Source organism: Pontibacillus marinus BH030004 = DSM 16465, from assembly GCF_000425225.1.
GTDB lineage: Bacteria > Bacillota > Bacilli > Bacillales > BH030062 > Pontibacillus > Pontibacillus marinus.
In genome coordinates, this window is sequence record NZ_AULJ01000008.1 from 150468 (window position 1) to 171331 (window position 20864).

A 20864-nucleotide genomic window follows, 5' to 3' on the forward strand; every position below is an offset into this window, starting at 1 on the left:
TGGGTATATTCATGATAGTATCTGTTTATTCTATTTAGTTCTTCGGTTTTATCAATATACTCTCAAAATAAATTACTAGAAGGGACTTTATGCTTATGGATGTCATTTTTGGGTTTATATTTTTCACATTACTCCCACTCGTTCTATGGGGATCGATCGTATATTTTGGAATAAGAATGTTAGTTGGGTTGTGGAAAAAAGATTTTCAATCAATAAAATGGAATGGTAGACTTCTATTTTATTTTATAAGCTTTTTTTTCAATTCAATCGTAATTATGATAATACTTATGTACTTAAATGTTTTGGAATCTTTTACTTTAAAGGGAATTATCACATTAATTTTCTCCGCAATAATATTATATTTAACTCATAGGAGTAGAAGGAATAGTGTTACATATAAGGTGTTGGTGATTACTCAAGTTGTTTTCATCTGTTCGGTGATTATTTATGCTATCTTTTTTCTGGATCGCGGGCCTGTAGCTATTCCTGTAACAGCATAAATGAAATATAAAACATTTTTAAAATACATTTTTATATTAACAGTTGTTATGATGTTAATCATATTTCCTATACTATACACTGATGGGGATATGACATCTGTTATAGTCTTTACATCGTTCCTTATCTTAATGATAATATCAGGAAAATTAAATAAGTTACACAAAGTTATAATGTCGATTGCTATATTAATTAGTATAGTTATTGCGCTTTTGATAAAGTAGTCTTTTACTAGAACAGCTTGAATTTAGTCTTCCAACATATTTTAATGGTTGGAGTACTTCGAGTTTTTTATTAAATATATGAGCTCTGTTTCAGAACTATAGTGACGATGATACTTTCTCTAGGGGACTATGGAACAATTAAGAGGTGATCTAAATTGGCTGTTGGTTTTAAAATAGATTTCTTATGGTACCAAGTAGGTCATGGTGATTTCCTTCATTCATTTTTTTCAACAATTAGTTATCATTTGGAACCGAATGGCTGGGGGAGTGAATATCCATATTTAATGAATGAACTTTATCAAGGAAAACTCTCATGGAAGGATGTTCCGAAAGCATTAACAGAAGTGGGGGAAGTGCGTTCGAAATTAAAATCATTCACTCCTGATAAGGTGATATGGGATATAGAAGATACTTCAAAACAACCACCCTGGGGCCAAAATATTAGTTCTACTATAACTAGCTTAGCGAATTACTTTGTTACAAGTGATGGCAGAGATATGTTTGAGGTTTTAGTTATGGCATTGAAAGATGCTGAGTATGAAAAGGTAGATATTGAGATTGAAAGTATTTAATTCCTTTAAACCTGGTTGGTTGATTTAGCCAACCAGTTTTTTTAAATTCCACTAATCTATCTGGATCTAAAAAAATTGAATACCTGTAGAGAATGGTTCATCCCCAATTTTAGAATCGAAGAATTGGAACGTTACACCTTTATAGCTGAGATATTCATCTTTTTTGGATCTCATCGTAAGTATTTTTTCCATAGCCTTCTTTGTTAAGTCTATATCGTAATCAAGTTCTAAAATTTTTAGTGCCGAAGTAATTGATTTCATATTATAGATATCATATACGGCTATATCTGATTTTCGCGTATAGTTAACTATGGGAGGGTTTGGATCACTTTTTTCAGAAACAATAAACAACATTTTCTTGTCCCAAACGTCATATCCCATCTTCGTTAAAGTGGTATTTAATTCTTTCATAGATTTGGTTTGATGGATTTCTTGGTTAAATTCCACTTTTATATCATCATTACCTAATGACGTTTTGAAGGTAAATAAAGTGATAAGACCAATGCCTACAATTGTAATGAGCAATAAAGGTTTCTTCATTAGTTTTTAACTCCTTAGCATAAATTGTTTTACCCCATTATAATTTCGACATTTCATTAGTTTATCTTAAATGATCTTTTACAATAAAAATAATCGGCCCCTCTCTTTTGGGTAAGAGGAGACCGATTATAAGAACTACTTATTTAGTTAGTCAATCTGTGTATTTGCTCACTAACAACACTAACCAAACGATTCCCTTGATCAAGCTCAGCTACCTGCTGCAATGCTTGAAGCGCGCCTTGATTTCGCACTACTTCCTGCAATTCCTTCGCCTCTTGATCACTCTCATTTTGATAAAGTAGGGCAGAGGCAATTACCTCAGCTAGATACTCTGGATCTTTTCCAACCGTTTCAATATGCTCTGAAGCTGGTCGAACTAGACGATCTTTTGGTCCAAGTTTGCGCTTAGGGCCACGACCTACACGTGTAACTTCATCTGAAAGGTCTGGGTTAAGGAAGCGTTCGATGATTTTTTCAATATAGGCTTCGTGTTGTGATTCATCAAAATTATATTTTTCAATTAAGACAGATCCAGTTTCCTTTAGTGTTCCGCGTACTTTTTCTAAAATTGTAGGGTCATCCATAGCTTGCTTAATCGTCTTGTGACCGTGATAATGTCCGAGGTAAGCGGCTGCGGCGTGTCCTGTGTTAACGGTGAATAGCTTTCGCTCAATGTAAGGGGTTAAGTCCTCTACATAGGTGATTCCATCTACGTTTGGTTGCTCCCCTTTAATGAGAGGTGTTTCAACAACCCACTCAAAATAAGGTTCCACTTTTACCGTTAAAGGATCGTCATTGTTTTGGTCTGGGACAATGCGATCAACAGCTGCATTTGGGAAGCCTACTGTTTCGTCTAGTATTTCATGCTTTGCTTCGTCAAGATTTTCAAGTACATGAGTACGCAAGGCTTCACTGCCACCGATCATGTTTTCACAGGCGATTACATTTACAGGTCCACGGTTTTCAACCAAGCGTTTTTCGAGTCCTTGAGCTAAGACCTTTGAGATAGCTGGCAGAATGTGAGGACCCACAGCTGTTGTGATCAGGTCAGCTTCTGCGATCGCTTGAATCACTTCATTTTGTTGAGTCATGCTGTTGAGACCACTTACGTTTTGGACCTCGATGGTTTCATCACTTCCAGCTAGATCCACTGTGTAGCCCTTACGGTTATTTAGTTCATCAATTAATGTGTCATTTACGTCTACAAAAATGGTCTCGTAGTTCGCTTGGTCGAGTAGTGCTCCGATAAATCCGCGTCCAATGTTTCCGGCTCCGAAGTGGACTGCTTTCATATTAGTTCACCTCGCTGAACATAGAAATGACTTCTTCTTTTGTCTCCGCATCAATGATCTTTTGAATGTTTTCTTCTTCAGAGCAAACGATTGCGATCTGAGATAGGATTTCAAGGTGTTCGTCACCTTTTCCAGCGATACCGATTAGAAGTTTTACAATGTTACCATCACCGAAATCAACGCCTCCAGGGACGGTTACGACAGAAATTCCTGTTTCGTGAACAGCTTTTTTCGCATCTTCTGTTCCGTGTGGGATTGCTACATAGTTCCCCATGAACGTGGAAGTGATTTCTTCGCGTTTAATCATTTCGTCGATGTATTCCGGGCTAACATAGCCTTGCTCGTTTAGGATGCCTCCAACGTAACGGATCGCTTCCTCTTTATTGTTAAGCTCTTTATTCAGTACGATATTTTCTGGTTTTAAAATGTTGTTAGACATGTGAATTCTCCTTTAGGTTTGTTTAGATTTATAAAAGTCATAGAGTTGATTCGAAATATAGTGAATCATTCTCTCTTCATCTTTTGACTGGAGGATGGTTGTGCAATCATCCTCTTCCACGATGAGGGAGCTAATAAAGCTTAAGATCTCTAAGCCCTCTTGATGGAAGTCTTCTGGTGCAAGCATCAGCAGAATGGTGTGCACCTGCATTTCCTCTTGATCCATTCCCTGAACTGTTAATGGTTCTTCCAATACATGAATGGTAAAAGAAGCCTGTTCAACTGCTGAACTTCTGGCGTGGTAAAGGGCAAGGTGTGTATCTGGTATGCCCAGTCCGCCTATTTTTTCTCGCTCCAGTAAATGCTCAACAATAGGGGAAGGATCTGAAATAATTCCTGCTTGTTTTAATTGTAGAGAAGCTTCGTTAAGTGCTCCTTCTACATCTGTAGCTTTTAATGATTTTACAAAAAGGTTATTTAAAATCTGGTTCAGAGCTTCTGCATAGCGTTGGCTTTTTGCCAAGGATTGTCTGATAGCATCCAAGGATTCGTCTCCACTCTCTTTTGGTGTGGATGGTGCTTTTTGCAGTTGGCTCGTTACCTGTACGCGACGGATGATGTGCTCGATTTTCTGAATATCTTTTTGTGGGAGCACAGGGCTTACATGGACATAAGATTCAAAATCCGTAAGCGCAATGGTTGATACGATCAAATCGAAAGAATCTGTATCAAGCTTTTCTAAATCAAAAAGCGATCGATGTTCGACAGTTTCAATCTGCTTAAATTGTCGCTGCAGTTTAGCTGCTAAAATTTTAGCTGTTCCCACGCCGCTGGAGCAAACGACTAATACATTGAGTCCTCGACCACCTTCTAAGTTGATCAGGGCAGAAGCGAAGTGCATGACGACAAAAGCCGTTTCTTCTTTTGGGAACTCAAACCCCGTAAACTCTTCATGGAGAGCTTTTTCAACATGGTCAAAAAGCTCTGGATAATCCTGCTCGATTTGTTCGGTGAAGGTGTTTTCAATGTCCATTTTTTGTTGAAGTCGATAGACACTTGGTTTCAGGTGTACAACCAGGTCATTCAGCAAACGTTCAGATTCGTGTAAGTCGATGTTAATTCGTTTGGATACATTGGCGATTAGTTGTTTGGTTTTAAAAGCAATGCTAATACTCGAATCCTTAAGCAACGTATCCTTTTCATATCGCGCTTTTGCTCCCATCAGGTGCATGGTGATATAACCTGTTTCAGCTTCAGGAATATTGAGTTCGAATGTGTCAGAGAGCTTCTCGATTAATTTTTCAGCAGTTGAAAATTCTTTTGCGGATCTGAGCTTTTGAAGTTGCTCTTGATCCATATTGATCGTTTCGCCTTGTTGGATCCGTTCAAGGGCTAGAGCCAGGTGAACGACGAGTCCAATGTAGGCGCTATCTGCTAAACGATAGGTTAGTTCATTTCGTAGTTCATCAACATGCTGCTCGATTAAAGACAATTTATCTTTATTGACGAGGCCAAGCAGCTGCTCGGATACAGAGTCCACCAGGTTCTTAGGTTTTTCTTGAATGTTTTGGCGGAGTAGGGAGAAGAAGTCGAGTTCATCCATATGGCGCATGATCAGATAACTGATGGCTTCTCGGATTTTACTTTCTTCCCCTTCGATTTCAACACCGTATCCTCGTTTTCTTACTAACGTAAGTTGAAAGTCAGACAGATCTTCTTCAATTTTGTCGAGGTCATGACTAATCGTTGCGACGGTCACACCCAGTTCACTTGCTAGAGCAATAAGCTTAACGGGCTCTCTTGCTTCTAGTAATGTTGAAAGGATCAATACATGTCGTTCTTCAGGCGTGTAATCTAAGGTAGTTTGTTGGTTCAATTCAAGTTTAAATGCTTGCTTGGATTCGAATGGACCTGTGATCTCAAGTTGACCTTCTGTTGCTTTTTCAAGTTGAAGGTTGTACTCATCCAAAAGGGATTCAATACTTTTGAGATCACGGTGAACAGTACGTGTGCTGACGTCCAATTCTTTTGCCATATGCTTGATTGTGGCTGGCTCATCCTGTTGAGAGAGCAGCATATCAAGAATTTTTCGTTCGCGCCCTGTAACATACATCTCTGCCTGACCTCCTTTCTTGTGACAAAATTGAAATAGCTTACACTCTAATGGTAAGCCGTTTTATGGGCCTTATCAATGAATAGAAAAAGCATGTTCGTCACGTGGGGTGTGACAAAATTTAATTACTGATATATAAAAGAAAGGACCTGACTCGGGTGAATCAGGTCCTAAGAATTAGTCTTCGTTTTTGAGTTCTTTTACAAGTTCATCATACTTAGGACTATTTAAGAAGTTTTCCACAGAAATGTGGTGAGCATTCGGTACTTTTTGAATGGCACGTTCTGTTAAGTCCTTGTGTGTGATGACGATGTCTACGTCACTTGGTAAGTCGTTGATTGCCATGTTTGTGACATCAATGTCGATGTTTTCTTTCTTGAACTTGTTTTTCAGTAGGGAAGAGCCCATCGCACTGGAGCCCATACCTGCGTCACAAGCGAAGATGATTTTGTCCACTTGGCTACGATCGACATCTGGTACTTCATTTGTATTACGATTTTCAGTCTGCTCTTCTTGCGCTTCAGCTTGCTCTTCATTTGTTAACTGGTCAGAAACGCGGCTTTTCTTACCTTTCATTTCTTCCATTTTAGCTGTAGCGTCGTTCAAGTCGCCTTCTTCTTCTTGCTTACTAAACTTCAGGATGAAGGAAGCTACGACAAAAGATGCGATTGTTGCTAGAAGCACACCTAGAATAACTCCGAAAATATCTCCTTTAGCCGTTAGTGGTAGTAAGGCTACGATACTTCCTGGTGAAGGTGTTGCTGTTAGTCCTACACCTGTGAATACGAATGTTGCTGTACCTGTTACACCACCTGCAATGGCCGCTAAAATTAAGGACGGTTTTGCAAGGATATAAGGGAAGTAAATTTCGTGAATACCACCAAAGAAGTGGATGATTGCTGCACCTGGAGCTGTTTGACGAGAAATTCCTTTTCCGAAAAACATGAAAGCGAGTAGTACGCCTAAACCAGGTCCAGGGTTTGTCTCAAGTAAGAATAGTACAGATTTACCTAAGTCTTGTGTTTGTTCAACGGCAATTGGGCTTAAGATACCATGGTTGATGGCGTTGTTTAAGAATAGAACTTTAGCTGGTTCGATAAAGATATTAACTAATGGTAGTAGTCCGATATTGATTAAGAATTCAACACCAGCGCCAAGAACATTTGTTAAGCCAGCCATAATTGGTCCAATAATGTAATAGCCAATGATAGCAAGGATTGCGCCTGTAATACCTGCAGTAAAGTTGTTCACTAACATTTCAAATCCGGAGCGAATGCGACCTTCTAGCGGCTTGTCGACAGCTTTAATCGCTGCACCTGCTAGTGGTCCAATGAGCATTGCCCCAAGGAACATCGGAATGTCAGCTCCGACGATAACACCCATTGTGGCCGTCGCACCAACAACTCCTCCGCGTAATCCGTGAACCAATCGTCCACCAGTGAAACCGATGAGTAATGGTAGAAGATAGTTGATCATCGGTCCAACCATCTCTGCTAAGTTTTCATTTGGAAAATATCCATCAGGAATAAATAATGCTGTTATAAGACCCCATGCAATAAATGCACCAATATTCGGCATAATCATGCCACTTAAAAAACTTCCGAATCGCTGCACACGTGCGCGAATTCCAGTTTGTTGCTCACTCATGAGAAGTTCCTCCTTCGTCTCTGTTTCTGTGTTTTTTCTGTACTTTTATGATAAAGCGGTTACAGCCGAATCTACAAGACAATCTAAATGCAGGTTTGTCATAGGTCCTGTGACATCATTAAAAAGTCGGATTTGGTGGGAGTTTGGCGCGCTCATATTTTAGGGGGTGCGCTCTTAAAAGGGGCAGATCGCTCATAATTCAAGGGGTGCGCTCATAAAAGAGGCAGGTCGCTCATATTCTAGGGACTGCGCTCATTAAAGCAGTAGGCCGCTCTTATTCCAGGGATTGAAATCATAAATGAAGTGACTCGCTCATATCTCCAAGATCGCGCGCATAAATGAAAGATATCACTAACTATCAATAAGCTATCCCCAAAATTGATCAAACGTTTGATCAAGTATAACCATCCGCCTTCATGTCCATGATGATAAAAACATCATAGGAGGTTGAATTATGGAGGAAGAAGGCAACATTTTTGAAGGATTGTTCTGGGGCATCTTTTTTAGCATACCCTTATGGATGTCGATCATAGGATGGTACAAGATTCTCTTCAAGTCCTAAAAAATGTCTCATAAACATGTTATAATAGAGGTTAGGGACAACGTACTAAAGGGGAGAACAGTATGGTTACATCTGAGCTATTAAAAGAAGCTCCATCGATAACGATGAGACGAACAAAACCGCAGGAAAAAGCTGATACGTTAAAAACCTATTATGCGAAACTGAAAGGGGTCGTTCCATCCGTGCGTGATTCAGAAATCCAAAAGGGTATGAAGTCAGTTAAAGGAACATTAGCGATGGAAGGACTTGATTTGCAGTCTGAGGAAGAAAAGCTGATCCGAGCCAAAGTAGAAGGTGAGCTTTCCGAGGAAGAATTTATGCAAAAGGTGCAAGAACTAGCTTATGAATGATAAATATGTCTATCCAGATAGTGATGTTTTGCAAAATAAATTTGACGTGAAGAATCAAGATAAGCTTGAACGCCTTGAGCGCATGCTTACAGGTCGCCGACTAATAGAGCTTTTTAAGGATCCATTAGAAGGTCAGTTTGATTTGAACCACTTACAAAGAATTCACAGTTATATTTTTCAGGATATTTATGAATGGGCTGGTGAACTCCGCACAGTCAACATCACAAAAGGGAATTATTTTGCCCTCCATAACGTGATGGTTCCCTATTTTGAAGAACATGTGACCGTTCCTTTGCATGAGGAGAAATTTTTGGAAGGCGTTAGTGGAAAATCTGATTTGGCACAGCGAATGGCAATTTATTTTGACCATGTAAATGCCGCCCATCCTTTTCGCGAAGGTAATGGAAGAGCACAGCGAGAATTTTTCCGAACGCTAGCATTGCGCCATGGGTTTCAGCTTGATTGGAGTAAGGCCTCACAGGAGGAAATGATCGAAAGTTCGAAACAGGCTCTTGCTAAAATGGATCCTACCGGCTTAGAAGAAATCTTATATCGTTGTATGTATAGAGTCTAGTAATCTCATGGTTTTGTGCCATGGGGTTTTTTAGTTTTATAGAAAAAGGGAGCAGCTGTCGGGGCTGCTCCCTTTTGAATTAGGATTGTCTATGATTAAAGAAATCTAAAAAGGAATGATAAATCTCAATTCCTTGAAAGAGCATTAGACTTAATGAAGTAGCGGAAAAAGCTCCTATAAGAATCATGCGTACCCAAAACATCATCATGGTTTCCTCCTTTTTGTTAGGGATTATGGAGAAGTGACGATGTTTTGCCGAAAATAATTCGATTGATAAAAGACCGAGGACAAAAAGTGCATGAACTTTTGCCTGCGATCAAGTAGCGTTCCGCTAATGATTAGCAAGGATGCTAATGTAATAGGAAGGTATCCGAATTTAGTGACAGAGGAGGACTGATCATCCTCATGCCCATCCATTAGATTAACAGATTCACCAGTCTCTACAATGGAGGTGATCGGTACTTGGATGTTCGATGTATAGGTGAACTGAATAATGATTCCGATCATGACCGTAAATAGTATCAACTTCCACCGCTTTTGAATCATCTTCAACTCACCACCTTCCTAAAGGATTTGTTATTTCTATTTTAGTACCTTTGGACACTGTTGGAAAGCTTTATGTTGTAAGGGGAGCGTCCATTTTTTATGTTTATGTTGGGGTGGGGTTGTTTGATGATTGTTTGTTTTAGGTTAATGTGAAAGTGACACCACTTTTGGTAGTTTTCAATCAATGAAAAGAAGTGAAGGGAGGTAAATTTCTTGAAAAAGTCAAAAGCAGAGAAACAACGTGACCGAGAAATACTAGAGTTATATCATAAAAAGGTCACAGAAGAAGCATTAGAGCCACTCTGGAATTACTTCGAACAATGGAAAGCAGGAGAGTATCCATATTATGAGCTCACTGAACGCATCCACGAATTTCATAATGAAAATCAAGAAATCTATAAAACCTTTCAATACTTACAAAGGGAGAGGTTAATTTTTAAAGCTAAAAAGGAAATGGATATGTTTAATGAAGAGGATCTTCAGAAGGAAATATATCAGAGATGGCTGGATTTAGATTAAGTGAAAGCAGGGAACAAATAAAGGTACGATTATTAAGTGAGGAATTGATCAAACGTTTGACCAATTCCTTTTTTGATGAAAAATCTTGTTGATTATTGTAAAATAATGTTACTAGAATGAGAGGAGTGATGATACTGAATAATATTAAAAGGGAAATCCCTTTAGACATCCCACAAAAAGAAGGAGTTTTAAGAAGGATCACGCCACATAATCCAAAACGGAAACGAGTCGAAGAGAAGTTGAAAAGAAGGTGGTCAGGTCACAAAGGAGAACTTGCGCTTGATTATCATCTGCGATTTTTACCTTTTAAATCCTATCAAGTCATTCGTGGTGTTCGATTACGAGCTTTCGGAAATGCTTTTCAAATAGACACCCCTATCCTCAATCCTCATGCCATATTTATTACTGAAGCCAAAAATCATAAGGGAACCATCACATACAATGAAGAAAAGAACCATTTTGAACAAACGATAAATGGCGTCACGAAACACATGGATGATCCATTACTTCAAGTAACCGAACATAAGCAACAATTAGAAGAATGGCTTCGCTATCGAGGCATTTATGGTTACCCCGTCGTTCCTCTGGTAGCCTTCACTAATCCCTCAACCGTAGTAATCCCACCTCAAAACCATAAACACAACTGGTCACTTATGAATGCAGTCCACATTGTCGACAAAATTAAAGAAATTGAAAGACAGTATAAAGATCGCCCCACCTTTAATATTGATAAAATTAGAGACGCTCTCCTAGCTGAAAACACCCCACTCGAGCAAGATATCCTCCAATCCTTTTCAATCAAATCCTCTGATATTATCCGTGGAGTCATGTGTCCCAAATGTGAAAGCTATGCTATGGAGTGGGTGCGTTTGAGGTGGCAGTGTCCTAAATGTAGTTATCGCTCAAACAGTGCTCATCTCTTAGCACTAGCGGATTATTTTTTGTTAGGGAAGGACTCTATTACGAATCGGGAGTTTAGGGATTTTGCTTTGGTTTCTGATAGGAATACAGCGCTAAGAATGCTAAAGAGTAGCGGTTTAGAATATGAAGGTCTTTCAAAAAAGAGAGTTTATAAGAAGCCAGATGATTTACCAGCTTTTGTGAAGCATGCGATTAATCAAAAGTAGTATTGGAAGCAGGGAGAAATGCTGGTGCAGACAAAATCTCTTACACACACCCGAGCGAAAGCAAGACGCACCCGAGCGGAAGCAGCTCGCACCCGAGCGAAAGCGGCCTGCACCCGAGCGAAAGCAACTCGCACCCGAGCGAAAGTAGCTCGAACCCGAGCGAAAGCAGCTCGCACCCGAGCGAAAACAGCTCGCACCCGAGCGAAAACAGCCCGCACCCGAGCGAAAGCAGCATGCACCCGAGCGAAAGCAGCGCGTACCCGAGCGAAAGCAGCTCGCACCCGAGCGAAAGCAGCTCGCACCCGAGCGAAAGCAGGACTCACCCGAGCGAAAACAGCTCGCACCCGAGCGAAAGCAGCCTGTACCCGAGCGAAAGCAGCGCGTACCCGAGCGAAAGCAGAGCGTACCCGAGCGAAAGCAGCTCGTACCCGAGCGAAAACAGCTCGCACCCGAGCAAAAGCAGCGCGTACCCGAGCGAAAGCAGCTCGTACCCGAGCGAAAACAGCGCTGCCGCCTGCCCCACAGCCTCAGCCCCAAAATAGGATAGATTCCTGCCGTGGCAGGAATCTCCCATATCATCACCAATCAAAGCCCCTCGTTACTCAGCCAACGAGGGGCTCTTTATCTACCAAAAAGCCATATCCTACCATTCACCCACAACTATCCCATTAGCCCTAGACTACACATCAAAATACCACCCCTCCCATAGTCAGGAAGGCCGATTCTGTCGAGATTTCGTTGAATTGCATGCGTTCTGCGTCGATACATGTAGTACGAAACGTCGTGGAATGTCGTCTAACTGACTTAACATGCACGAACAATAAGGGGGTGATGTGATTGGGGAGAACAGTTGTTACTGGAATGGGGATTCAGGCGCCACAAATTCAATCGACCAACGATTTTGAACATGTGCTTGAGAAAGGTGTCTGCACACACTCTATCCTTCATGATCATGGGCCGAATCATTCTAGTATTGTCGCCGGCCAAATCACCCAAGAACCCCTCAACGAGAGAGCATACAAACGGTATCCACGCTCAAGTCGGTTAGCTATGGCTGCAGCAGACGAAGCACTACGGCAAGCTGACATCAAAAACATCAATCCATCCAGAATTGCAGTCATTATGGGGACTTCCCTTGGGAGTCTGCTTGAAATTGAACAAAATTGCGATGCCGCAAAGGATTTCCGTAAGTTTCCGTGTCACGGTGTTGTACTCGCGGATTCGCATACGCTTTCCTCATCTGTCGCAATGTACACAGGAGCAAAAGGTCACGTCCACACGATTACAACAGGATGTGCATCTAGCTCAGACGCTATTTTGATGGGAAAGCTTTTGCTAGATTCGAACCAGGCGGATGTCTGTATCGTTGGTGGAGCGGATGCATCACTAGGGCAGTGGAGTACATATGGATTCGCCAAACTCAGATCCATCGCTCAAAACACAGATCCTCGCCACACCGGCGTTCCTTTTTCAAATGAGCATCATGGATTTGTCATGTCAGAAGGCGCTGGCATTATCACCTTGGAGCGAGAAGACCACGCTAACCAAAGAGGAGCAATCATTCATGGCATCGTGGAAAATGTGTACTCCAACAATGAAGCACTACCAATGCTTAAAGCTGATGAGACTGGAGAATCCATGCTCGAAGCTTTAAATGGTGTACTCCAAAATCATCAGCCCAGCTATGTAAACAGCCAAGCACTCGGTCTACAAACAAACGACAATGTAGAAAAAATAGTGCATCATAAGCTTTTTGGCAATTCGATCCCAATTACATCCATCAAAGGCATGACCGGGCATATTTTTGGATCGATGGGCGTCATCCAAGTCATCTCATCATTGATTTCTTTTAACAAAAACTTTATACCACCAACGATTAATACGAACGGCAAAGGTTACGAAGATCTTCCAATTGTTTATGAACCAAAGTATCAGCCGGTCACCAGTGTTGCCATCACAACGCACGGTAATGGTGGCAATAATACGTGTTTATTAATGAAAAAATATGAGTGAAGGAGGCACGTACATGCTATTTATTTTCATGACGTTATTTGCAATTATTCCATTAGTTATCGGAATCACGATTTATTTTATGCTTAAGAAAACGAAGCTTGCCTCAGCACTCCTTTTATTCTTAGGTCTCGCGAGTGTTTGGCAGTTTGATGTTGCCATCTTGTATGCGCACGAATTTTTCTCCTATGAAGTGATTGATACAGTTTTCCGTGCGTTACGTTTCGGATCCATCATGCTGACGCCGACTCTGTTTTATGTAGCCTACCTTGTTGTAAAAGAACATCTTCCTCAAATGAAGGGGACGAAGTGGAAGCGTTTTATGGACATCAAAGTGGTCTGGGCATTTTACGCATACAGTCTTTTTGCGTATGCCGTGGGCTGGAGTCATCGTGGTATTAGTGGTCTAAAGCTAATGGAATCTGACTCATTTAACAGTTTTTATTTCCCGCAGTATGGACCGTTATCATGGGTGTTCACTACAAACGTGATTTTATTTATATTTTGTACCGTCGTAACATGCTGGTTAAGTTTGAAAATTAAAAAGCAAGGCATCGGAACGTTTCTTACTTATTTTCTTTTCTCCACATCTGTTGGCTACGTGATAGGAATTTTGAATATGATGCCAGAAGCGAGACTGTTCCCAAGTGCCATCGCTGTTATGGTTTTTGCCCTCACTATCCTCGTTTTAGTAACCAAGATAGTTAACGAGAAAAGTGAGGAGCTAGAGGAAAAAGAGGCTTTCTTAAGGTCGATCATTGATATTAATCCGAACTACATATATGCAACGGATAAAAACGGCACGCTCACACTTGCGAACAAAGCATTTGCTGAGTTGAGTGGCACGACAACAGATGAAGTCATCGGAAAACGAAAAGAGGATACTTTCGACACATTAAAGACACCACTTACAGATGACGATGATTGCTTCTTTTTACAAGCAACAAAAGATACAGAGGAAGTCATCACAGACGTTCACGGGAATAAGAAATGGATTCATACCGACGAGATTCCTTTCCAAACTACACAAGAAAATCTCTTATTGGGGGTTTCCACGGACATCACGAAAATTAAGCAAAAAGAAGTGGAGATCATCTGGCAGGCGTTTCATGATGAGTTAACGGGTCTTCCGAATCGCCGATATTTCAATGAGATTTTACAAAAAGAGATTGAAAAAGCTGAAGGCGTACATCAAGAGATCGCCGTTATGTTCTTAGACTTGGATCGATTTAAATACATTAACGATACGCTTAGTCATGAGGTTGGGGATGCCCTGCTGAAGCAGGTTTCCGTGCGTCTGCAGCAAAGCAGCCGGAACAAGAAAGGGAAGCGAGCTAAGGTATGCCGCATAGGTGGAGATGAATTCACCTTTATTCTACCGAACAGTAATGGTCCTGAGGCTGTGCTATTTGCAAAAGAAATCATCGCATCTTTTGAAGAAGTTTTTACAGTGTACGGGCACAACCTTTATATAACGCCAAGCATTGGAATAAGCTTGTACCCATTTGATGGCGTAACAGCCAACACCCTTATCAAAAACGCTGATTCTGCCATGTACTATGTAAAAGATAAAGGAAAGAACGGGTTCCAGATCTTCAACTCTGATATGAACCATGACTTTTATCGCAAGATGGTGCTGGAAAAAGAGTTGCGTCAGGCGATTGAGAGAGATGAGCTTTCTCTTCATTACCAACCACAACTCAACCTTGAGTCAGGACGTGTTGTTGGAATGGAGGCACTTGTGAGATGGGATAGCCAGGAGCTTGGACGAGTATCACCAGGTGAGTTTATCCCGCTAGCTGAAGAGACAGGATTGATCCTACCTGTAGGCGAATGGATTTTACGTAGAGCTTGCCGACAAAATAAAGAATGGATTGACCAGGGGTATGAACCACTGCGTGTAGCGGTGAATATCTCCCAAATGCAATTCATGAATCCTAAATTCTCAGATCTAGTATTGCAGGTTTTGGAGGAAACTGGGTTGCCTGCAGAGTACTTAGAACTTGAAATCACCGAGAACATCGCGATGACAGACGAACAACGAGTGATTTCAGTTCTAAGTAAACTCACGAAAAACGGTGTGAAAGTCGCGATTGATGACTTTGGTAAAGGGTACTCATCCCTTGGCTACCTCAACAAATACTCGGTCGATTACCTGAAGATCGACAAAACATTCATTCAAGATCTACCATACCATCCGGATAACATTGCAATCGTTAAGAGCATTATCTCGGTAGCGGAGCATCTTGAAATTGAGTTGATTGCTGAAGGAATTGAAAATGAAAAAGAGCTTCAGTTTGTGAGGGAACTGGGATGTCAGTATGCGCAAGGCTATTATATCGGCCATCCAACTCCTGCGAACAATTTTGAAGAGAATGTATTAGGGAAGATTGGGCAGTTTCGGATTAATGGAATTACTTGATAGAGGAGGACCTTAAGCTTGGCTTAGGGTCCTTTCTATGAATAAGGAAAAGCAGTGCCAACCCGATGGAAAGCAGTGCCAACTCGATGGAAAGGAGTGCTGACCCGATGGAAACCAGTGCCGACCCGACGAAAAGCAGTGCCAACCCGACGGAAAGCAGCACCGACTCGACGAAACCCAATCCCCACCCAAGAAAAAGCGTGATCTCCCAAGGAGCATCACGCTTTTTCAACTCTCTAGTTAAGCCATCATCATCAAAGCACTCAGTATAATTGAGATAATCAACACAATTACTGACACAACCATTAACACAATGCCATGTACTTTACTTCGCTTCCTAAACGTCAGTACACCCATCACGAACGCTGCTGGGCCAAAGATGATCGGAAGTACAATTAACGTTAGAACAACAAATACCCAACCTAATATAGGATAGATTTTACCTTCACTTTCTGTTGTAGCTGACATTTCCTGTGCTGCGTTCACTGGGAGTTCAGCTTCACAAGCACCACACGTTGTTTTATGTTTTGAAACGGATTTTCCGCATGATGGACATTTCATATAAAGTCCTCCTTCGGTAATCTTACTTATTTCATAACATAACCTTGAGTGAAAAAATTAAACCTCATACGATTATCGTTAATATGATGATGTTGTCTAATTATGAAATATTATTTCACATTATAAATAAAATAATTGAATTAATATAACTCTCCTTTATAATAGAAGTAACAAAAACGATGGAGGAATCCACATGTACGTAATTGGAATAGACGGGGGCGGTACGAATTCAAGAGCTACTTTATGTGATGAGATGGGACACGTATATGCTCTTGCGAAGGCTGGTCCAGTGAATCAAAATAGCGTATCCATACAAAAGGTTGAAGCAGAGTTCCAACTTTTAATGCAAAATTTGCGCCAACAAGCTCCTGAGCATTTTCAACAAGTAAGTTATGTTTTTGCAGGAGTCGCTGGAACAGGAAAAGAAGAAGCACGCCTTCGTGTTCATGAAATCCTTGAAGATTTAAGGCCATTGAATGCATCAATTGAGGTAAAACATGATGGTTACAATGCGTTGTATGCAGGAACTTTAGGAGAGCCTGGTGTTGTACAGATCTCAGGCACTGGTTCGCTAACTTTTGGTATGAATTCACAAGGTAATACAGCCCGTGCTGGAGGTTGGGGATATCTAATTGGAGACGAAGGAAGCGGCTATGCGCTTGGACGCGATGCACTATCTGCTATGGCTAAAGAGCAAGATGGATGGGGGGAGCCCACTTCGTTATCTGACTATATTCTGAACCAATTTGAGGTCAAAAACCCTCATGACATAATTCCTCATATATATAATCAGAGTCACCCTCGTCAACATATTGCAAATCTAAGTCGATATGTGATGGATGCTGCTATCAATCATGACACTGTAGCACAAAACATTATTCAAAAAGCCGCTCATGATCTCTCGGAACAGATAAGAGCTGTTGTAACAAAGCTTTTTGATAAACATCAAAAAGTTCCAGTTGTTCTTACAGGCGGTGTTTTTACTAGGGCTGATCTGTTCACTCCATATATTAATCAAACGTTTGATCAATATAATATTAACATTGATTTAATCGAGCCTAAACTAACTCCGCTGGGAGGAGCAGTGATTGCTGCGTTCCGTGCCTCTGATATGCAAGTAAACTCAGGGTTTGTTAACCAATTTATACAAACAACTAGGGATGGGTTGGAATGAAGGTCATAGAATGGAACAAAAAATATGTCTCAGAGCTAGTTGATCTCTGGAATACTGAACTAGGAAACGAATATCCCATGCGTGAAGAGCTCTTTCTCCAAAATAGCTTTCAAGATAAAAATCTTCTAAAAGAGGGTTCTTTTATAGGCTTAGAAGAAGACAGGCTGATTGGCTTTGTAATATCAAAACGTTGGCAGGAAACGTTAGATGTAGCTATGAGTACGGAGGTTGGTTGGATTCAAGCTTGTGTTATTCATAATGATTTTCAAGATCAAGGAGTGGGGACTGCTCTGTTAAAGCGAGCTGAGGTAGCGCTTTGGGAGAGTGGTGTGACCAAGATTCATATGGGGAGTGACCCGTGGCATTACTTTCCGGGCGTTCCCACAACCTGTGAAAAAGCTCATTACTGGATGAGTAAAAACAACTATCAAAAAGGTGTTACAGAATATGATCTACTGAATGATGGGAAGGGAGTATTTACTTACCCTTCTCATTTTGAAAATGTTGAATTTAAGCTACTAAACCTTAATCACAAGCAAGAGCTAGTTGATTTCTTACATAAAAACTTTCCTGGAAGATGGGAATATGAAGCCCTTCACTATTTTAATAGAAAAGGGACTGGGCGTGAATTTATTGTAGCCACTAAGAATGATAAGATTATTGGTTTTTGCCGGATCAATGATAGTCTTTCACCGTTCATTGCCCAAAATGTGTACTGGTCGCCTCTATTCGAGAAAGCTTTAGGTGGAATAGGACCACTTGGGGTGACTGCTCAAGAACGTGGGAATGGATATGGGGATGGTTTAGTGCAAGCAGCGATTTATTTTCTAAGAGATAGAGGAATTCAAAACATAGTAATTGATTGGACTGGGTTAGTAGATTTTTATAAGAAGTTTCATTTTGAACCTTGGAAATTATATGTTTCTTACTCAAAGGAGCGAGAAGAATGATGCGCGAAAAGGTATTGAAATTTTTACAGCAGGAGATTGATGCTCAACACATACCCGGAGCCGTTATACACGTATCTCATCAGGGGGAAGTGTTGATGCAGGACGCCATAGGTAGTCGGTCTTTATATCCTGGGAGAAACCCTATGAGTATTGACACTGTGTTTGATATTGCTTCATTAACGAAGGTAGTTGCAACGTTACCTGCAGTTCTTCGATTGTTGGAAAAGGGAGAACTACATCTTGATGATCCAGTACATTACTTTATATCTGATTTTAAAGGTGAAGGGAAAGAAGGAATAACGATCAAGCACCTCTTAACTCATACTTCAGGATTACCATCTCACCGTCCATATCATTTAGAACGACTTAATGCTTCTCAAATTATAGAGCGAGTATGTGTTGAGGAAATCTCAGCGCCAATAGAGGAACGCATTATATATTCTGATCTAAATTTTATTCTTCTTTATCATATCATTGAACAATTAACTAATAAGCCTTTCCAAGAGTTCGTTAGTGAGGAAATTTTTAAACCACTTGGCATGAAAGAGACGATGTTTTTACCTCATTTCTCAAAAGAACGGTTTGCATCTACAGAATATTTTGACCATCTTCAAGATTATAAGTGTGGTATGGTCCATGATGAAAATGCTGAATCAATGGGGGGAGTAAGTGGCCATGCAGGTCTATTTTCTACCATAGATGACTTAGCTAAATACTGCCTAATGATTGAAAGAGAGGGTACAAACGAATTTTCAACATTTCTATCAAAGGTAACCCTTCAATTAACCAGGAGAAATTTCACTCCGTATGATCCCCATGAATTTCGAGGGTTAGGATGGATTTTAAAAGGACCTAAACAATCTTCATGTGGTGACTTATTTTCAACTAACTCTTACGGTCACACTGGGTTTACAGGGACAAGTATATGGTTTGATCCAGACGAAGAACTTCATATTATTTTACTAACTAATCGAGTTCATCTTGGGCGGAAATCTCCAATCATTCGATTGCGATCAAGGCTACACAATATTATTCGTGCGAGTATATAAGAGGGGGGATAAAGGTGACGACGTTAAAACAAAGAGTAGGCAGTATGCTTGTTGTAGGGTTTGATGGAAAAGTAGTAGATCGTCATATTAAACATATGATACATCAATATCGTGTAGGAGGGATCATCCTTTTTGGGCGGAATATCGGAACGCCTAAAGAAGTTTTACGACTTACTACAGATTTACAACTTGAAGCTGAAAAAGCTGGCTATAATACTCCTCTTTTAATATGTATCGATCAAGAAAACGGAGTAGTGAGACGCCTGGGGGAAGGAACGACCAGGTTTCCAGGATCCATGCTAATAGGCGCTACACAAAATCCAATGAATGCTTACCATGTAGGAAAGGCAACGGGGGAAGAGCTTCGAGCTTTAGGGATCAATTGGAATTTGGCTCCATCCGTAGATGTAAATAGCAATCCGAAAAATCCAGTTATAGGAGTTCGTTCTTATGGTGAATCTGCTGATATGGTTAGTGCTTTTTCAAAAGAAAATATCCGTGGGATGAAAGAAGCAGGAATTCTCTCTACAATCAAACACTTTCCGGGTCATGGCGATACAGAAGCAGACTCACATCTTGGTTTGCCAGTAGTTCCTCATACTAAAAGCCGCTTAATGAATGTTGAACTAAAACCTTTTATAGATTGTATAGAAGCAGGAGCAGATGCGGTCATGAGTGCTCATATCCATTTGCCATCAATCCAAATAGAAGAAGGTCGACCTGCTACGTTGTCAAAATCTATTATTACTGGTTTGTTACGAGACGAGCTTGGCTTTGAAGGTGTAGTTACTACAGACTGTATGGAGATGGATGCAATCTCCAAAGGTATTGGAACTCCCCAAGGTGGAGTTGAAGCCATTAAAGCTGGGGTTGATTTAGTAATGGTCTCTCATACACAGGGAATTCAAGAGGAAACGATTGAAGCTATTGTCGAAGCGGTTAAAAAAGGTGAGATTACTGAAGGAAGAGTAGAGGAATCAATGAAACGTATTCAAAAATTAAAAGAATCTTCATTAAGCTGGAATCAAATCGAAACCTCAATAGATGTCCCATCAGTAGTCGGTTGTAATGAACATAGAGAATTGGCTCAACGTGTATTTGATGAAGGAGTGACTCTTGTTCATGATATAGGGATTTTACCACTGTCACAGGAACATACTGTGCTTGTTGTGTATCCACAGACTTCTTTGCTAACACAAGCTGAAGATCCTGCAGGGAACTCAACAAAGCTGGGAGACACTGCTCAATCCTATTCTGCAAATGTAGATGTAATGCAATTAAATGAACCAATTAATGCAATAGATGTCAGTAATGTTTTAAAACAAGCTGGAGATTATGATGTAGTTATTGTTGGTACCGTGTCGGCTAAACTTGAAAGCTTCCAGGTTGAACTCATCAATAAATTAAAGGAAGCCAAATCCCCTGTTATTGTAGTATCTACACGTAATCCGTATGATGTAATGCGTTTATCTGAAGTAGATGCTTATATCACAACATATGAAAATACAAGTGCAGCATTAGAAACAGCAGTAGCTGGTATTTATGGTGAGACCACCTTAAAAGGGAAGCTTCCTGTAACCCTGAAATCGTTGTAAAGAGAATGGCAGTTTTGACAAATCTATAAAGACCATGAACAATAGTATTATCATAGCTAAGAAAGGACCGAACGGACATGTCATTTCATACTGGTGGTCTG

Annotated in this window: 20 protein-coding genes; 12 read left to right on the plus strand and 8 right to left on the minus strand. The window is 40.5% G+C overall.

Annotation, left to right across the window (positions count from 1 at the left end; genetic code table 11):
- Window positions 1–877: 877 nt before the first annotated feature.
- Window positions 878–1294, plus strand: a complete 417-nt coding sequence (locus H514_RS0101880; protein ID WP_027445415.1) for an immunity 70 family protein — start codon at window positions 878–880, stop codon at window positions 1292–1294.
- Window positions 1295–1360: 66 nt separating this feature from the next.
- On the opposite strand, the gene H514_RS0101885 is transcribed toward H514_RS0101880, so the two are convergent.
- The 5 genes from H514_RS0101885 to H514_RS0101905 form a co-directional block, all read right to left on the minus strand.
- Window positions 1361–1834: a hypothetical protein gene (locus H514_RS0101885; RefSeq protein ID WP_027445416.1), complete on the minus strand. Its 474-nt coding sequence runs from the start codon at window positions 1832–1834 to the stop codon at window positions 1361–1363.
- Window positions 1835–1977: 143 nt separating this feature from the next.
- Complete coding sequence (locus H514_RS0101890) at window positions 1978–3126, minus strand: mannitol-1-phosphate 5-dehydrogenase (RefSeq protein WP_027445417.1); 1149 nt, start codon at window positions 3124–3126, stop codon at window positions 1978–1980.
- A gap of 1 nt (window position 3127) precedes the next feature.
- Window positions 3128–3565: a PTS sugar transporter subunit IIA gene (locus H514_RS0101895; protein ID WP_027445418.1), complete on the minus strand. Its 438-nt coding sequence runs from the start codon at window positions 3563–3565 to the stop codon at window positions 3128–3130.
- A 12-nt stretch (window positions 3566–3577) separates the two neighbouring features.
- Window positions 3578–5677 (minus strand): BglG family transcription antiterminator, encoded by a 2100-nt coding sequence (locus H514_RS0101900; protein ID WP_027445419.1) that lies wholly within the window; start codon window positions 5675–5677, stop codon window positions 3578–3580.
- A gap of 177 nt (window positions 5678–5854) precedes the next feature.
- A complete protein-coding gene (locus H514_RS0101905; RefSeq protein ID WP_027445420.1) occupies window positions 5855–7324 on the minus strand; it encodes a PTS mannitol transporter subunit IICB in 1470 nt (489 codons plus the stop codon).
- Between the two features lie 624 nt (window positions 7325–7948).
- On the opposite strand from H514_RS0101905, the gene H514_RS24915 reads away from it, so the two are divergent.
- Both H514_RS24915 and H514_RS0101920 read left to right on the plus strand, forming a co-directional pair.
- On the plus strand, window positions 7949–8236 hold the full coding sequence (locus H514_RS24915) for a hypothetical protein (RefSeq protein WP_036841687.1): 288 nt from the start codon (window positions 7949–7951) through the stop codon (window positions 8234–8236).
- Window positions 8229–8810 carry a Fic/DOC family protein gene (locus H514_RS0101920; RefSeq protein WP_027445421.1) on the plus strand — a complete coding sequence of 194 codons (582 nt, stop codon included), beginning with the start codon at window positions 8229–8231 and terminating at the stop codon, window positions 8808–8810. Before H514_RS24915 ends, H514_RS0101920 begins: the two co-directional genes overlap by 8 nt.
- A 79-nt stretch (window positions 8811–8889) precedes the next feature.
- On the opposite strand, the gene H514_RS25275 is transcribed toward H514_RS0101920, so the two are convergent.
- Window positions 8890–9018, minus strand: coding sequence for a hypothetical protein (locus H514_RS25275; protein WP_267879763.1), 129 nt, complete (start codon window positions 9016–9018; stop codon window positions 8890–8892).
- Window positions 9019–9041: 23 nt separating this feature from the next.
- The gene (locus H514_RS0101930) at window positions 9042–9362 is read right to left on the minus strand and encodes a hypothetical protein (protein WP_154657296.1); all 321 of its coding nucleotides are present in this window, start codon (window positions 9360–9362) and stop codon (window positions 9042–9044) included.
- Window positions 9363–9569: 207 nt separating this feature from the next.
- On the opposite strand from H514_RS0101930, the gene H514_RS0101935 reads away from it, so the two are divergent.
- The 5 genes from H514_RS0101935 (at window position 9570) to H514_RS23830 (ending at window position 15434) form a co-directional block, all read left to right on the plus strand.
- Entirely contained in the window at window positions 9570–9875 is a 306-nt protein-coding gene (locus H514_RS0101935) for a hypothetical protein (protein WP_027445423.1), read from the plus strand.
- Between the two features lie 128 nt (window positions 9876–10003).
- Window positions 10004–11002 carry a nuclease-related domain-containing protein gene (locus H514_RS0101940; protein WP_027445424.1) on the plus strand — a complete coding sequence of 333 codons (999 nt, stop codon included), beginning with the start codon at window positions 10004–10006 and terminating at the stop codon, window positions 11000–11002.
- Between the two features lie 24 nt (window positions 11003–11026).
- Window positions 11027–11674: a hypothetical protein gene (locus tag H514_RS24520; protein ID WP_051254983.1), complete on the plus strand. Its 648-nt coding sequence runs from the start codon at window positions 11027–11029 to the stop codon at window positions 11672–11674.
- 165 nt (window positions 11675–11839) lie between these two features.
- Window positions 11840–13015, plus strand: a complete 1176-nt coding sequence (locus H514_RS0101950) for a beta-ketoacyl-[acyl-carrier-protein] synthase family protein (RefSeq protein WP_027445425.1) — start codon at window positions 11840–11842, stop codon at window positions 13013–13015.
- A 13-nt stretch (window positions 13016–13028) separates the two neighbouring features.
- Complete coding sequence (locus H514_RS23830) at window positions 13029–15434, plus strand: sensor domain-containing protein (protein WP_051254984.1); 2406 nt, start codon at window positions 13029–13031, stop codon at window positions 15432–15434.
- A gap of 240 nt (window positions 15435–15674) precedes the next feature.
- On the opposite strand, the gene H514_RS23835 is transcribed toward H514_RS23830, so the two are convergent.
- Window positions 15675–15995 (minus strand): hypothetical protein, encoded by a 321-nt coding sequence (locus H514_RS23835; protein ID WP_051254985.1) that lies wholly within the window; start codon window positions 15993–15995, stop codon window positions 15675–15677.
- Between the two features lie 193 nt (window positions 15996–16188).
- Here H514_RS23835 and H514_RS22300 point away from each other — a divergent pair, with 193 nt between their 5' ends.
- From H514_RS22300 to H514_RS0101980, 4 genes are read left to right on the plus strand one after another with little or no spacing between them, the layout of a single operon-like run.
- Window positions 16189–17169, plus strand: a complete 981-nt coding sequence (locus H514_RS22300; protein WP_051254986.1) for an N-acetylglucosamine kinase — start codon at window positions 16189–16191, stop codon at window positions 17167–17169.
- Window positions 17166–18119, plus strand: a complete 954-nt coding sequence (locus H514_RS0101970) for a GNAT family N-acetyltransferase (protein WP_027445426.1) — start codon at window positions 17166–17168, stop codon at window positions 18117–18119. Before H514_RS22300 ends, H514_RS0101970 begins: the two co-directional genes overlap by 4 nt.
- A complete protein-coding gene (locus H514_RS0101975; protein WP_231566548.1) occupies window positions 18116–19168 on the plus strand; it encodes a serine hydrolase domain-containing protein in 1053 nt (350 codons plus the stop codon). The genes H514_RS0101970 and H514_RS0101975 overlap by 4 nt, the downstream gene beginning before the upstream one ends.
- 14 nt (window positions 19169–19182) lie before the next feature.
- Window positions 19183–20763: a glycoside hydrolase family 3 protein gene (locus tag H514_RS0101980; protein WP_081672896.1), complete on the plus strand. Its 1581-nt coding sequence runs from the start codon at window positions 19183–19185 to the stop codon at window positions 20761–20763.
- Window positions 20764–20864: the final 101 nt, after the last annotated feature.

What these genes read in the sequence shown, in the direction of transcription:
- H514_RS0101970 (WP_027445426.1), top strand. Translation starts at nt 17,166, where the DNA reads ATGAAGGTCATAGAATGGAACAAAAAATATGTCTCAGAGCTAGTTGAT.
- H514_RS0101920 (WP_027445421.1), top strand. Translation starts at nt 8,229, where the DNA reads ATGAATGATAAATATGTCTATCCAGATAGTGATGTTTTGCAAAATAAA.
- H514_RS0101885 (WP_027445416.1), bottom strand. Translation starts at nt 1,834, where the DNA reads ATGAAGAAACCTTTATTGCTCATTACAATTGTAGGCATTGGTCTTATC.
- H514_RS0101940 (WP_027445424.1), top strand. Translation starts at nt 10,004, where the DNA reads ATGATACTGAATAATATTAAAAGGGAAATCCCTTTAGACATCCCACAA.
- H514_RS0101975 (WP_231566548.1), top strand. Translation starts at nt 18,116, where the DNA reads ATGATGCGCGAAAAGGTATTGAAATTTTTACAGCAGGAGATTGATGCT.
- H514_RS0101895 (WP_027445418.1), bottom strand. Translation starts at nt 3,565, where the DNA reads ATGTCTAACAACATTTTAAAACCAGAAAATATCGTACTGAATAAAGAG.
- H514_RS23830 (WP_051254984.1), top strand. Translation starts at nt 13,029, where the DNA reads ATGCTATTTATTTTCATGACGTTATTTGCAATTATTCCATTAGTTATC.
- H514_RS25275 (WP_267879763.1), bottom strand. Translation starts at nt 9,018, where the DNA reads ATGATGATGTTTTGGGTACGCATGATTCTTATAGGAGCTTTTTCCGCT.
- H514_RS24915 (WP_036841687.1), top strand. Translation starts at nt 7,949, where the DNA reads ATGGTTACATCTGAGCTATTAAAAGAAGCTCCATCGATAACGATGAGA.
- H514_RS0101900 (WP_027445419.1), bottom strand. Translation starts at nt 5,677, where the DNA reads ATGTATGTTACAGGGCGCGAACGAAAAATTCTTGATATGCTGCTCTCT.
- H514_RS23835 (WP_051254985.1), bottom strand. Translation starts at nt 15,995, where the DNA reads ATGAAATGTCCATCATGCGGAAAATCCGTTTCAAAACATAAAACAACG.
- H514_RS0101890 (WP_027445417.1), bottom strand. Translation starts at nt 3,126, where the DNA reads ATGAAAGCAGTCCACTTCGGAGCCGGAAACATTGGACGCGGATTTATC.
- H514_RS0101905 (WP_027445420.1), bottom strand. Translation starts at nt 7,324, where the DNA reads ATGAGTGAGCAACAAACTGGAATTCGCGCACGTGTGCAGCGATTCGGA.
- H514_RS22300 (WP_051254986.1), top strand. Translation starts at nt 16,189, where the DNA reads ATGTACGTAATTGGAATAGACGGGGGCGGTACGAATTCAAGAGCTACT.